The organism is Sphingomonas sp. GW821-FHT10C01, from assembly GCF_059415525.1.
Map to the genome: position 1 here is coordinate 43299 of NZ_JBWKNK010000004.1, position 12588 is coordinate 55886.

11 protein-coding genes are annotated in these 12588 nt (G+C 65.5%); 8 read left to right on the forward strand and 3 right to left on the reverse strand.

What is annotated here, in order from left to right:
- Positions 1–29 precede the first annotated feature (29 nt).
- Genes AC07M1_RS15915 through AC07M1_RS15925 form a run of 3 tightly spaced genes read left to right on the forward strand, consistent with a single transcriptional unit; the run spans position 30 to position 4355 of the window.
- The gene (locus AC07M1_RS15915) at positions 30–779 is read left to right on the forward strand and encodes a fimbria/pilus periplasmic chaperone (protein WP_495163608.1); all 750 of its coding nucleotides are present in this window, start codon (positions 30–32) and stop codon (positions 777–779) included.
- Positions 754–3291: a fimbria/pilus outer membrane usher protein gene (locus AC07M1_RS15920; protein WP_495163609.1), complete on the forward strand. Its 2538-nt coding sequence runs from the start codon at positions 754–756 to the stop codon at positions 3289–3291. The genes AC07M1_RS15915 and AC07M1_RS15920 overlap by 26 nt, the downstream gene beginning before the upstream one ends.
- A gap of 2 nt (positions 3292–3293) precedes the next feature.
- Complete coding sequence (locus tag AC07M1_RS15925) at positions 3294–4355, forward strand: hypothetical protein (protein ID WP_495163610.1); 1062 nt, start codon at positions 3294–3296, stop codon at positions 4353–4355.
- Between the two features lie 43 nt (positions 4356–4398).
- Here AC07M1_RS15925 and AC07M1_RS15930 read toward each other — a convergent pair whose 3' ends face one another.
- Together AC07M1_RS15930 and AC07M1_RS15935 are read right to left on the reverse strand one after the other, a co-directional pair.
- A complete protein-coding gene (locus AC07M1_RS15930; protein ID WP_495163611.1) occupies positions 4399–4836 on the reverse strand; it encodes a hypothetical protein in 438 nt (145 codons plus the stop codon).
- Positions 4837–5071: 235 nt separating this feature from the next.
- Positions 5072–6799, reverse strand: a complete 1728-nt coding sequence (locus tag AC07M1_RS15935) for a sensor histidine kinase (RefSeq protein WP_495163612.1) — start codon at positions 6797–6799, stop codon at positions 5072–5074.
- A gap of 162 nt (positions 6800–6961) precedes the next feature.
- Between AC07M1_RS15935 and AC07M1_RS15940 the strand changes: the two genes are divergently transcribed.
- Complete coding sequence (locus AC07M1_RS15940; protein WP_495163613.1) at positions 6962–7732, forward strand: DUF2569 domain-containing protein; 771 nt, start codon at positions 6962–6964, stop codon at positions 7730–7732.
- Here the strand turns inward: AC07M1_RS15940 and AC07M1_RS15945 are convergent.
- Positions 7653–9206: a hypothetical protein gene (locus AC07M1_RS15945; RefSeq protein WP_495163614.1), complete on the reverse strand. Its 1554-nt coding sequence runs from the start codon at positions 9204–9206 to the stop codon at positions 7653–7655. The genes AC07M1_RS15940 and AC07M1_RS15945 overlap by 80 nt on opposite strands.
- A gap of 449 nt (positions 9207–9655) precedes the next feature.
- Here AC07M1_RS15945 and AC07M1_RS15950 point away from each other — a divergent pair, with 449 nt between their 5' ends.
- The 4 genes from AC07M1_RS15950 (at position 9656) to AC07M1_RS15965 (ending at position 12588) form a co-directional block, all read left to right on the forward strand.
- Positions 9656–9838, forward strand: a complete 183-nt coding sequence (locus AC07M1_RS15950; RefSeq protein ID WP_447725221.1) for a Flp family type IVb pilin — start codon at positions 9656–9658, stop codon at positions 9836–9838.
- Positions 9839–9921: 83 nt separating this feature from the next.
- A complete protein-coding gene (gene cpaB / locus AC07M1_RS15955) occupies positions 9922–10815 on the forward strand; it encodes a Flp pilus assembly protein CpaB (protein ID WP_495163895.1) in 894 nt (297 codons plus the stop codon).
- Positions 10802–12310, forward strand: coding sequence for a type II and III secretion system protein family protein (locus AC07M1_RS15960; protein WP_495163615.1), 1509 nt, complete (start codon positions 10802–10804; stop codon positions 12308–12310). Before cpaB ends, AC07M1_RS15960 begins: the two co-directional genes overlap by 14 nt.
- Before the next feature lie 2 nt (positions 12311–12312).
- Entirely contained in the window at positions 12313–12588 is a 276-nt protein-coding gene (locus tag AC07M1_RS15965) for a hypothetical protein (RefSeq protein ID WP_495163616.1), read from the forward strand.

A 12588-nucleotide genomic window follows, 5' to 3' on the forward strand; every position in this document is an offset into this window, starting at 1 on the left:
TCACTGATCGGCACAGGGAGACTGGACATATGAAGCTCCTTCGAGGTCTCGTCACGGTACTCGCGGCACTAGCGGCGGTCTTCGCGTCGCCCGCCTGGAGCATGACCGTTCAGCCGGTGGTGATCGACCTGTCGGTCTCGGGCCGGGGCATGAGTCAGGTCATCACGGTCGAGAACACCTTCGCGACACCGCTGCCGGTGGAGCTGCGGGTCGAGGAACTGATGTTCGACGAGACCGGGGTGAAGAGCACCGGCAAGCCGAGCGAGGATCTGCTGATCTTCCCGCCCCAGGCGCTGATCCAGCCGGGCCAGACCCAGACCTTCCGCATCCAGTATATCGGCGACCCCGACCTCAAGGCGAGCAAGCATTATTATGTCACGGTGGCGCAGCTGCCGGTGAAGCTGCCCGAGGGCCAGTCGGCAATCCAGATCCTGTACAATTTCCAGGTGCTGGTCAGCGTGTCGCCCGCAGGCGCCAAGCCGGCGCTCGCGATCCAGTCGGCGGAAGTGGGCAAGAACGCCGAGGGGAAACCCGCGCCGGTTCTCACGCTCGCCAATATGTCCGCGGCGCACGCCTATCTGTCGAACGGCCGGCTGCGCATCATCCAGAAGGACGCGTCGGGCAAGGAGGTCTTTCGCAAGACCCTGTCGGGCCCGGAAATCCAGCAGACGATCGGTTTCGGTCTTGTCGGCGCCAATCAGGTACGCCGCATGACGCTGCCGATCGTGCTGCCAACCGAAGGGGGCAAGCTCGATGTCAGCTTCACGCCCGAAACCTGACCGTGCGCGCCTGCTGGGCGGCTGTGCGTTCGTCCTGATCTCGCTGCTGGCGCTACCCGCCACGGCATCGGACCAGGCCGGAACCACGCTGCAGGTGCAGGAACGGCGCGTGACGATCCAGGCGCCCCCGGCGATGGCGGCGGGCCCGCAGATGCGGCTCAACCCGACCGGCAAGCCGATCGCGCTGACCGTGCCGCTCAAGGATGGCGGCATCTATCTGGGCGACATGCAGATCGTCATCCAGCCGGACGACCGGATCGAGCTGCCCGCGCAGCGCCTGATCGACCTGCTGACCAATGTGCTGAACCCCGGCACGATCAAGGCGCTGCAAGGCGCGACGGCGAGCAAGGCGTCGCTGACCCCCGCCGATTTCGAAGCGTCGGGCGTGCAGATCCGCTACAATCCGCAGACGCTGGAGCTGAACCTGACCATCGCGGCGGAACGGCGCGGCACCAGGACGGTGCAGGTCAGCCCGCTCGATCGCGACCGGATCGGCACCTTCGCGGAGCCCGCGAACTTCAGTGCCTATCTCAACATCCGAGGCGCGCTCGATTACCTGCATGCGGGCGGCGATGTCGGCTTCACCTCGCCGATCTTCTCGCTCGACGGCGCGACCCGCATCGGCCCCGTGGTGGCCGAGGGCGAGGCGATCTGGCAGCCGGGTGCCGACGGGGTCGATTTCCAGCGGCTCGGCTCGCGCTTCGTCTATGACGACGAGAAGAATCTGATGCGCTGGACCGTGGGCGATCTGCGCACGATCAGCCGCGGCTTTCAGTCGGCGCCCGATATCGCCGGCGTCTCGATCTTCCGTTCCTATAGTGTGCTGCAACCGCAGCAGATTATCCGGCCGCGCGGCGACCGGAGTTTCCGGCTGGACCGTCCTTCGACCGTTGAGGTCGAGGTCAACGGCCAGATCGTCCGGCGTCTACAGCTTGCACCGGGTAACTATGACCTTCGCGACTTCCCCTTCACCCAAGGCGCGAATGATATCCGGTTGTCGGTCCTGGATGACGCCGGACGCACCGAATTGCTCCGCTTCAACCTGTTCCTCGACCAGTCGCAACTTGCGAAGGGGTTGAGCGAATTCGGGCTGTATGCGGGCGTGCTCAACCCGCTGGGCCCGCGTGGCCCGCGCTACAGCGACGACTGGGCCGTGACCGGCTTCTACCGCCGCGGCATCACCGACCAGCTGACGCTGGGCGCGAACATCCAGGCCGACAAGCGTTCGCGCATGGGCGGGGTCGAGTTCGTCGCCGCGACCCCGTTCGGATCGTTCGCGGGCAATTTCTCGATGTCCGACATCCGCAACTACGGCACCGGCTATGCCGCGACGCTGACCTTCCAGCGACTGATCCAGCGCCACAACGGCCAGGCGGACTCGCTGACCCTCTTTGCCGAGACGCGCAGCCGCCGGTTCGGCCCGATGGGCGTGCTGGCGCCCGACAACCAGTTCGTCGCCGAGTTCGGCGGCGGCTATTCGCACGCCTTCAACGACCGGCTCTATGCCGGGTTCGACGGCCGCTATTCGATCGGGCGTGGCGCGCAGCGCGACGTCCACAGCTATCGGATCACGACCGGCTATCGCATCTCCGATACCGCGAGCCTGACCGTGGACGGCCGCTGGGAGCGCGATGGCGGGGGATCGCGCGTTAGCGCGCTCGCCTCGCTGGTGGTCCGGCTTGGCCGCTATTCCAGCGCCCGCGCCGACTATGATACCCGCGACAACCGCGTGCGCACATCGTTCCAGACGCTGCATGGGCAAGGCGTCGGTTCGTACAATATCACCGCCGATGTCGAACGCAGCGACAATGGGTCGGGCTTCAACTTCAACGGCAACTATTATTCCAACCGCGCCGAATTCGGCCTCAGCCACTTCGGGACGTTCCAGGGAACGTTCGGTGCGCGGACCAGCCAGCGGACCTCGGTTCGGATGGGCACCTCGCTGGCGATCGCCGACGGCGCCTTCTCGGTCGGACGGCCGATCTATGACAGCTTCGCGATCGTCACGCCGCACCGCACGCTGGCCGGCGCCAATGTCGTGGTCGAGCCGACGCCGTTCGGCTTCACCGCCAACAGCGGCATGCTGAAGGCCGGCACGCAGCCGAGCATCAGCTCCTATGCCGAGCGGACGCTGACGGTCGACGCGCCGGATGCGCCGGCTGGCGCGGACATGGGCACGGGTTCGTTCCGCCTGCTGCCGCCGTATCGCAGCGGCTACAAGCTGGTCGTCGGGTCCGACTATTTCGTCACCGCGATCGGCCGTCTGCTCGACAGCGATGGCGAGCCGGTCAGCCTGGTGACGGGCAGCGCCACCGAGTTGGCGCATCCCGACCGGCCGCCGGTCACGGTGTTCACCACCCGCGACGGCCGCTTCGCCGCGGCGGGCCTCGCGCCCGGACGCTGGCGGATCGAGATGCTCGACGCGAAGAAATCGACGTTCATCATCACCATCCCGGCCGACACCAAAGGCCTTGTGCGCCTGCCGGAAATCCAGTCGGGGAAGGACAAGTGACCATGCGATTTGGCAAACTCGGACTGTTCCTCTGCGCGCTGGCCGGGATGTTCACCGGAAGCGAGGCGATGGCGGGAGGCGCCTGCGGCCTGACCACGGTGTCGGGCGGCGTCGCCACCCTGCAATATGATCCGTTCAGCCCGACCGCCTTCGGCGTCACGATCACCGGCGTGACGCTGTCCCGCGTCAACGGGACAGGCGGCGAGAAGACGTCGAACATCGAATTCTACGCCAAGGGCGCGACATCGGCGCAGAATGGCGCGACGTTGACCCCGATGATCGCGGCGAGCACGGGGAGCGGTGGCACCGGGTACAACCAGAATATCTTCTTCGGCACCAACCAGTCGCCGCCGATCCTGAACATCAACGCGCAGACCCCGGCACCCGGCGTATTCCGCTGGGCCTTTTCGGGCAACAACGCGGCGTCGGACACGTTCACGCTCAACTTCGGGCTGACGCTGCCCGCCAACCTCAATCTGATCGCGGGCGGCACGCTGCCGTTCGACATCGTCTATAGCTGCCGGGCGACGGGCAATGGCGGGCCGATCACCGACACCGGCACCCATCCCAATGCGATCGTCGTTTCGGTAACGGTGCTGAGCGGCCTTCAGGCGAGCTATGTCGGCACCGCGCTCGACTTCGGAGAGGTCGGCGACAAGACGACGGCTCAGGTGCTGGGGGCGCCCGCCACCTATACCACGCCGAACACCAACTATGTGCGGGTGGCGAGTTCCGGCCCGTTCTCGGTCGGTCTCAGCTCACCCAATGCCTATCGGCTGACCTATCCGGGTGGCACCCTGTCCAACGCGAACCAGACGCTGCGCTACAGCGTCCGCTTCCTCGGCCAGACCAAGAACAATACCAGCCCGACCTTCACCACCGTGACCTGTCAACGCGCCGGCACCGATGCGGCGACCGGCATCTTGCCGATCACCGCGACCTTGCTCGAGGGCGGACAGGGCAAGGCCGTGTCGCCGCAATATGGCGAAGTGCTGGTGGTCACGGTGACACCGCTGGTGGCGAGCACGCCGTCCGGTATCCAACAGAATTGCCCTGTCCTCTGACTCTCTCCCAGAGGGCAGGGCAACCCCTTTTAGCGCAGGCTGTTTAGAGCGGGACGATCCGGAACGCGATCTGCGCCGACGTCACCCCTTCGGGCACTTCCAGCGAAACGCCGTTGTTCTGGATCGCGGCATGGTCCGACATGCGAATGCGGGTCGAGCCGGTTTCCGACAGCTGGATCTTCTGCCCGCCGACAACGATGCTGCCTCCAGCAAGCGCGGCCGAGTGATCGGCGTAGATCGCATAGCCATTGGGGCTGTTGCAGAATTCGCTGAGCGTGCCGAGCGAGACTTCGCCGGCGGTCGTCGGGACCGACGTCGCGTCGACGCTGGCGCGGCAGACGACCGGCACGAAGCCGGTGATGCCCAGCGTGTAGCGGCTCGAACCGACGTCGAACGCGGGGTCGCCGGCCGAGGCGCTGACCGCGGCGAAGCTGCTGAGGGCCGCCGCGACGAGCGCGCCCGATTTGATTGCCCGAACCATGAATGGACTCCGAATTGATTGCGGTCCGACAATAGCGGGCATGGCTTAGCGGATTGGTTTCCCCAACTGGTAAAGGCCGGATTTACCTCTGGGATCGGCTGGCTTCGGCGATTTGCGCATCCGACCTGATCGCCCAACGGCTTAGCGGGCGAAGTTCATGCGGCGGCCTTTGCGATGCCCGAAAAAACTTTTGCGGTGTTGTGCAACGAACCTGACCCGCCGTCCGAATTCGGCGTCACTTCGCATCCGGATTCGCGGGTTCGTCATGCGCCTCGACCGGAAGACGGATCGCGAGCAGCGTGCCCGCGCTGATCGCCTCCTCATAAGCGGTGCCGCCGAGCATCACGATCCGCCGCTCCAGCGAGCGCGAGGCGATGCGCTCTGCGCCGTCTTCATCCACCTGTCGTGATGGGTCCGGCGGTTGTCCGTCGGACTTTATGCTGACGAACAACTGCTCGCTATCGGTCGCCAGCCGGACGGTGAACTGCCCAGCACCGGCATAGCGGACCGCATTGGAGATCGCCTCGCGGATCAGCAGCTCAAGCTCCATCGACAGGCTGGTGGAAACGGGAAGGCTGGTCTCGCTCTTGGGATCGAGCCGGCAGTCGATCTGCCAATGGCGCCCGAGCAGTTCGAGCCGGCGGGAGATCAGCGTGACGAGGTCGACCCGGTCGTTCTTCACATGCGGGCGATCGACCATCAGGGCACGCAAGTTGGTCTGTTCGGCGGCGATGACCGCGACGATCTCGCCCAGATCGGCGTCTATCGCGGCACGGTCGCCGTCGAGCCGGTTGCGCAGGGCTGAAAGGTTGAGTCGTAGCCCGGCGAGCGTCTGGGTGATCCCATCGTGAAGGTCGCGGCTCATCGCGATCCGGGCCGAGGTTTGCGCATGTTCGAACCAGCGGGCGAGCACCTGATGGCGGGCAAGCGCCGCGTTCATCGCCTCACCCGCGCGCGCGGCGGTCTCGAGCAGCGTGCCGGTCGGTCGGCCCACGCCGAGCAGGATCGCATGCCCCTGCATCTCGCCCGCCTGGATCGGGACGCCGCACATCGGTTGGCCGGCGAGGGCTAGGGCGGGGGGAAGGGAAGGCATATGGCCGCTCGATCTGCGTACCTTGCCGCGCCAGTCGCGCAGCAGTGCGACGCGGCCGCCGGGATCGAACAGAAAGGCCTGCTCGTCCCATGCCGGGGGCACGATCATGGTGCTGTCGCTATCGACCCGGGTGAGGCGATCATTCTCGGCCAGCGCGACGTGGAGCCGTCCACGATCTGTCGTCCGCCACACGAACAGGACCTGCGGCGCGCCGACATGCCGGGTAAGTTCGGCGGCGAGCAGATCGAGCGACAACAGGCGCGGGTCGTCACCGGCTTCCGACCAGATTTCCTGTTCGACCGCCGCCTCGTCGTCGCGCATCACCGTCGCGCGCCAGCCCAGCAATAGGATCGCGGTGAGGTTGACCAGTCCGAACTGGAGCCAGACCGCGCGCGGCGCCACCGGCGACCAGCCGGCATAGATCGCGGCAGGCTCGGCGAGCAGGATCACCAGATCGAGCAGCAGCAGGCGGATCAGCAATCCCTTGCGCGATGGTGCCGCCGCCAGGGTGAACCAGATGAATGGAAGGTAGAGCGCGGGCGCGGCGACGGCGAGCACCAGCATCGCGCTGCACATGAAGAGGTCGATCGGCGCGGCGAGCTTGCGCACCTGGAAATCGACCAGCCACAGGAAGATGTGCGCGATGAGGAAGCCAAGCGCGATGGCGCCATAAGCGAGCAGGATCGTTTGCGTGGCCTCATGCCAGGAAGCCGGCTCGATCGCGATGCCCCAGGACAGCGGAATCGCGATGAAGACCAGTAGCAACCGAGCGGCTACCACGACCCCGCGCCCCCCGTCGGCGCCGTCGAACGCACGATCGAACGCGCGCCGGACGCGGCTTGCCGCGCGGTGAAGGCCATTGGTCCCCATGGTTGCGGTGGCGTCGCTTGTTTTGGGTCCTTCGGGAACTAGATCCGGCTTCATGAATTCGGCCCCCAATGCATTCCCCGGCGAAGGGGAGTTAACCATCCTGGAAGATCGTTCGTCTAGATCGGTGGCGGGATCGCATATGGAGCCGAGCCGGTACCGCGCATGAAGCAGGACTTGCGCCATCGCCTGACCGCGCGAAGCGCGGCGTTGATTTGCCGGCTGGAGGTGGATCTGCCCGCGCTCGCGCTGCTTTGGGCGGCCGCGGCAGCGCTGGCGAGCGCCCTGCGTATGTCGTTGAGCGGGGATATGGCGGGCGTGTTCGTTCCCAACCTGCTCTCCTATTCGCTGCTCGTCGCGGCGCCGATGGTGATGATGTTCCTTGGACTGCGCTGGTTCCGCAAGGATATGCTGCAACCCCAACCCACGTTCCGGCTCAGCCGGATCGGGCGGTGGCGCGATGTCGATCCGGTCACCGCACGATCGTTGCCGTTGTTCGGCGCCACCGGCTTCATGGCTTCGCTGGTGCTAGGGATCCTTCTCAACATCCCGCTGCGCGCGTTCGAGTTCCTGACCGCGATCCCCGCCTTGCCCGCCGACGCCCCGGGGTGGTTCCTGTTGCTCCGCCAGTGGATGCTGCTCGACGTGGTGGTGATGACCAGCATGTACGCATTCGCCGCGGCGCTGGCGCTTCGCCATGTACCGAGCTTCCCGCGTTTCCTGGTCGCTGCGTGGATCGTCGATATCGCGATGCAGGTCGGGATCGCGCGCGTCATGGGCGCGCTGACCGACCTGCCTCCCGCAGTCGCGACGCCGCTGGGCGGATTGCTTGAAGGCAACCTCAAGAAGGTCCTGATCAGCGTGGCGATCTGGCTCCCCTATCTGATCCTGTCGAAGCGGGTGAACCTGACCTATCGCTGCCGGGTGCCGGCCTGAACTCAGGTGAGCGCCGGGCATCGGCGACATGGATCACCGCCCATTTATCGGCATGAATCCGCCGCCAGCCCGGTTCCTTGTCGAGCTGCGCCACCAACGGATTGTCGGGCGGCAGGATGGTCCAGGCGAACCGCCAGCGCGTATCGGCACGGCGCCAGCGCGCGATGTCACCGCGCGACATCTCGAAATAGTCGGTGGTGAAGGCGTCGCCATACATGTCCGACCGGCCGTCGATGAATGGCCGGATTCCCTCCAGCACCAGCAGGCCGCCAAAGCTGTACTCGTTGAAAACCGGTTGGACGCGCAGATCGGGCGGCAGCGCCCGAAGCGCCGCCTGGGGAACGCCGCGGCTGTCCGGACGATCGAACGGGACCGCCAGCCGCACGGCGATCGCTCCGACGAACAACAGCAGGGCGGTGGCCAGCAACGGGCGCCACTCCGACTGTGCGGCGCGGATTGCCGGCAGCAATGCCGGGCGGGGCCGAGGGGCGCTGCTTGCCCAGGCGCGACCGAGTGGCGCAGCGAGTAGAATTGGGGTGACGACGGCCAGCACCGCGAGCTGGCGGATATGCTCCAATGCGAGGTGCAGGAAGCCAAGCAGCATCAGCAGGCGGATCACCGGCACCCGCGCCGGCCGGACGAGCAGGAAGAAGAGGGTGGAGAGCAGGACGATCTCGAAGATCGAAATCTCGCCGAACGACGCGGGATTCCACTCGCTGATATAGGTCAGCAGTTCGAGCCGGCTGACATAGACAGGATATTCATAGGCGTGGAACCCCGCCGGATTGCATAGCCCCGCGATCAGCAGGACGGCGCCGAACACCAACCAGTCGCGCGCGACCGTCCAGCGGCGCTCGCGCTGCGCGTCGGTCAACGCCTCGAGCCCGAAGGCTCCGGCGATGGCGATGCCGACGATGAAGCTGGCATGGGCATTGACCCAGACCAGCATCAGCAGCCCCAGCCACAGTGACGGCACGCGATCCCGCTCCCGCGCGCGGATCATCAGCAGCATCCACCCCGCAAGCAGCGGCAGCGCGAGCATGTGCGGGCGAGCGAGATAGGTGGGGAGTAGGGCGGCAGAGACGTAGAGCAGGGTCAGAGCGGCGGCGCCTGGCGTCATCCATTTGCGCAGATGCAGCGCGAGCATCGCATAGAGTGCCGCCGCTGCGGTCCCGAACAGCAGCATGATGCCGCGCCACCCCGCCGCGTACCAGGCCGCGGCCATCGCGACCTCGCTCAACCATTCGTGCGCCATCCAGGGGCGGCCCGTGGCGCTAAAGGAGAAGGGGTCGGTGCGCGGGACTTGCCGATGTTCAAGGATCCACCGGCCCGCGCCGATGTGCCAGCCGGTATCGCCGTCGGCCAGCGCGGATGACATGACGAGCGCGAAAGCAAAGGCGGCGAAGGTGGCGACGATGACGAGGAAGAGATCGCCCGGCGCTACTTGAGAATAGGTCTTATTCTTAACATTCAAACCAGTTTCTCCTCGTCCGAGTCGGTTTGAGTCGTGTTCAAGACATGCTTCAAAGTACTGAGGTTGCAAGTTGCGATAGTGAAGTGACTGAACGATACAGTAAAGCTGTATATCCTTAGTTATAAATTGGGCGGCCCTGTGTTGAATGGGTACACATTTTTACCGTGAAAAACAGATATCCGATAATAAAGGGGGTAAATGTCACTATAACATAAGTTATTGAAATATAATAATTTTCCATAATATGGTTAACGTAAAACTCCCATAATGGATTGAAATATAAGGTGAATTAATAGTTATTGACTTGCCTCTAGACGAGGCTCCTAATCGATTGTGCGGGGTGTAGCGACGCTTCGATGATGGAGAGGGAGGACGTCGCCACTAACCGGATTGATGAAGGTGGAGCGGCCCCTGGCCCGCTGAGCACGGGTCCGCTGAGGAGACGTGAGATGACCATGATCAAGGCTTTGTGGAACGACGAGAGCGGCGCCTCCGCCGCTGAATATGCACTCATCCTTGCGATTGTCGGCACCGGCATCGCACTCGCGGCCTGGCAACTCGGTGACTCCGTGAGCAAGGCCATGAACGAGGCTTCGAACTGCATCAAGAACAGCGTTAACGGCGTCTGCTGATGCACCCCCCTGGGGGCCGTCGCCCCGACGGCCCCCTCCCGTGAAGGAGGCGCAGGGGGCATATGCGTAATCAGTCGATCATCATGCTGGCGATTGCGATTATTGTAGGACTGGCAGCAGTATTTCTTGCGAATACTTATTTGGGCCGGGTCGAGCAGGCACAAACGCACAGCGTTCAGGGAACCCGAAAAGTCGCCGTGGCACGTGTGCCGATCGATTTCGGGACCCAGATCACCGCGGACAAGGTCCGCCTGATCGACTGGCCTGCGGACTCGGTTCCTGCCGGCGCCTTCCATTCGATCGAGCAGCTGCTGCCGATGGGCAAGCCCCGTGTCGCGCTGCGCCCGATTCTGACCGACGAGGCGATCCTGCGTCCGAAACTGGCCGGTGAGGGCGGCCGAGCGACGATTTCCGCTGTACTCAAGCCTGATATGCGCGCCGCCGCGGTGCGCGTGAACGAGGTGGCGGGTGTCGCGGGCTTCGTCCTTCCCGGTGACGTGGTCGATGTGCTGATCACCCGCACGCCCACCGACCTGACCGGTAACACCGGCCAGATCACCGACGTATTGCTGCAGAAGGTGCGCGTGATCGCGATCGACCAGGACGCCAATGACAGCACCGACAAGCCGGTGATCGGCAAGACCGCGACGCTCGAAGTGTCGCAGCTCGACTCCCAGAAGCTCGCGCTCGCCCAACAGGTCGGGTCGCTGAGCCTGGTGCTGCGGACCATGACGGGCGAACCCAATCCCGTGGTCGAGACCGTGAACGTCGACGATTTGCGCGATGGTGCATATGTCGGCGGGTACAACCGGCCGCAGCCCGCAGCCTTTCGTCCGTCCGGCCCGGCCCCCGCGCGAGCGCGCAGCACGCGCCCGACGCGGCCGCGCGCCGCGGCCGAACCGGCGAGCGACCAGGTCCAGGTCGTTCGAGGCACCCAGGACAAGAGCTATGAGGTAAGGCGCTATGCTGGACTCTGATCGCAAGACCCGCATGGGGTTCGCAGCCATGCTCGGCGCGGTACCGTTGGCGCTGATCGCGCTGCCGGCGGCGGCGCAGAGCGTCGCTTCCGCGCCGGGTATCGCCACCGCACCGGGCATGACGGCCGGCGAGGTGGTGGTGCCGGTCAACAAGAGCCAGGTGGTCGTCGCGGACCGCCCCTTCACCAAGGTGCTGATCGGCAATCCGGAGATCGCCGACGTCGTCCCGCTCACCACCAGATCGGTCTATGTGCTGGGCAAGAAGCAGGGCACGACCAGCCTGACCATCTACGACCGCAACAACATGCTGATCGCGGTGATGGATATTTCGGTGGGCAGCGATGTCGTGTCGCTGCGCCGTCAATTGTCCGAGCTGATGCCCGACGAGCAGATCGCGGTGCGTGCGTCGGGGGATTCGGTGGTGCTGTCCGGCACCGTTTCGTCCGGCCCCGCCGCCGACCGTGCCAAGCAGATCGCGGCGACCTTTGCGGGCGACAAGGTGGTCAATCTGCTGAGCGTCGGCGCGGCGCAGCAGGTGATGCTGGAAGTCCGCTTTTCAGAGATGAACCGCACCGCGGCGAAGCAGTTCGGGTTCAACAACGCCTTCTTCTCGGGCGGGGTCCGTGGCGGCACCGGCAGCACCGCGCCGCAGACCGCGATCCTGACCGATCAGGCGGGACGGCCCGTCGTCAACCTGCCCGGCATCCTGGAATCCTTCGGCGTCGGCGCCGCGCGTTACAGCATCGGATCGCTCAACATCGTCACCGCGCTCGACGCGCTCGAACGCAAGGGCGTGGTCACCACGCTGGCGGAGCCGACGCTGATCGCGCTGTCGGGTGAGTCCGCTTCGTTCCTGGCGGGTGGAGAATTCCCCGTGCCCGTCGCGCAAAGTTCGGCCACCGGCACCGGCAATGGCGGATCGACCATCACGGTCGAGTTCAAGCCATTCGGCGTGAGCCTGGCGTTCACCCCGACGGTGCTGGACGACGGCGTCATCAACCTGGAGGTCGCGCCCGAGGTCAGCTCGATCGATCCATCGGCATCGGTGACGATCAACGGCCTGACCGTGCCTGGCCTGCAGACGCGCCGGGCCAAGACCACGCTGGAACTGCGCGACGGCCAGTCGTTCGCGATCGCCGGACTGCTGCGCAAGGATTTCCAGGATACGGTGCGCCAGTTCCCGGTGCTGGGATCGATCCCGATCATTGGCGCGCTGTTCCGCTCGAGTGGTTTCCAGAAGCAAGAGACCGAGCTGGTCATCATCGTGACGCCGCGACTGGTGAAGCCGGTGAGCGCGGAGAAGCTGGCGATGCCGACCGACCGCGTGCTCCCGCCGAGCGAGGGCGATCTGTTCGGGTTCGGGCGTACGGACCGCGCGGTTGGGATCAATCCGCTCGATCCCTATGCGCCGCCGCCGGAGGCGAAGAAGCGGGCCAAACCGCCCGCCCGCGCGCTGCCCGACGACGCCCCCTCCGGCTATGAGATGAGGAAGTGACGATGGCCAGGCAACCCATCCTCCGTCTCGCGCTGATTCCGCTGCTGACGCTGGCGGCGTGTACGCCGGTCGATACCGGGCTGGGGGATTCGATCCGCACCAATCAGGCGCTGCATGTCATCGACCCCGGCCCGGTCGCGGACGATGATGCGCCGATCATGACATCGGGCGCGCGCGCCGCCGCCGCCGCCGAGCGCTATCGAAAGGGCGAGGTGAAGAAGCCCGTCGCGATCACCACCACCGGCACCGCCAGCGGTTCGGGCGGGCTACCGAAATAG

Excerpts from the sequence above, each read along its gene's own strand:
- AC07M1_RS15920 (WP_495163609.1), top strand. The coding sequence starts at position 754 with ATGTCAGCTTCACGCCCGAAACCTGACCGTGCGCGCCTGCTGGGCGGC.
- cpaB (WP_495163895.1), top strand. The coding sequence starts at position 9,922 with ATGCTGGCGATTGCGATTATTGTAGGACTGGCAGCAGTATTTCTTGCG.
- AC07M1_RS15965 (WP_495163616.1), top strand. The coding sequence starts at position 12,313 with ATGGCCAGGCAACCCATCCTCCGTCTCGCGCTGATTCCGCTGCTGACG.
- AC07M1_RS15930 (WP_495163611.1), bottom strand. The coding sequence starts at position 4,836 with ATGGTTCGGGCAATCAAATCGGGCGCGCTCGTCGCGGCGGCCCTCAGC.
- AC07M1_RS15915 (WP_495163608.1), top strand. The coding sequence starts at position 30 with ATGAAGCTCCTTCGAGGTCTCGTCACGGTACTCGCGGCACTAGCGGCG.
- AC07M1_RS15960 (WP_495163615.1), top strand. The coding sequence starts at position 10,802 with ATGCTGGACTCTGATCGCAAGACCCGCATGGGGTTCGCAGCCATGCTC.
- AC07M1_RS15925 (WP_495163610.1), top strand. The coding sequence starts at position 3,294 with ATGCGATTTGGCAAACTCGGACTGTTCCTCTGCGCGCTGGCCGGGATG.
- AC07M1_RS15950 (WP_447725221.1), top strand. The coding sequence starts at position 9,656 with ATGACCATGATCAAGGCTTTGTGGAACGACGAGAGCGGCGCCTCCGCC.
- AC07M1_RS15935 (WP_495163612.1), bottom strand. The coding sequence starts at position 6,799 with ATGGGGACCAATGGCCTTCACCGCGCGGCAAGCCGCGTCCGGCGCGCG.
- AC07M1_RS15940 (WP_495163613.1), top strand. The coding sequence starts at position 6,962 with ATGAAGCAGGACTTGCGCCATCGCCTGACCGCGCGAAGCGCGGCGTTG.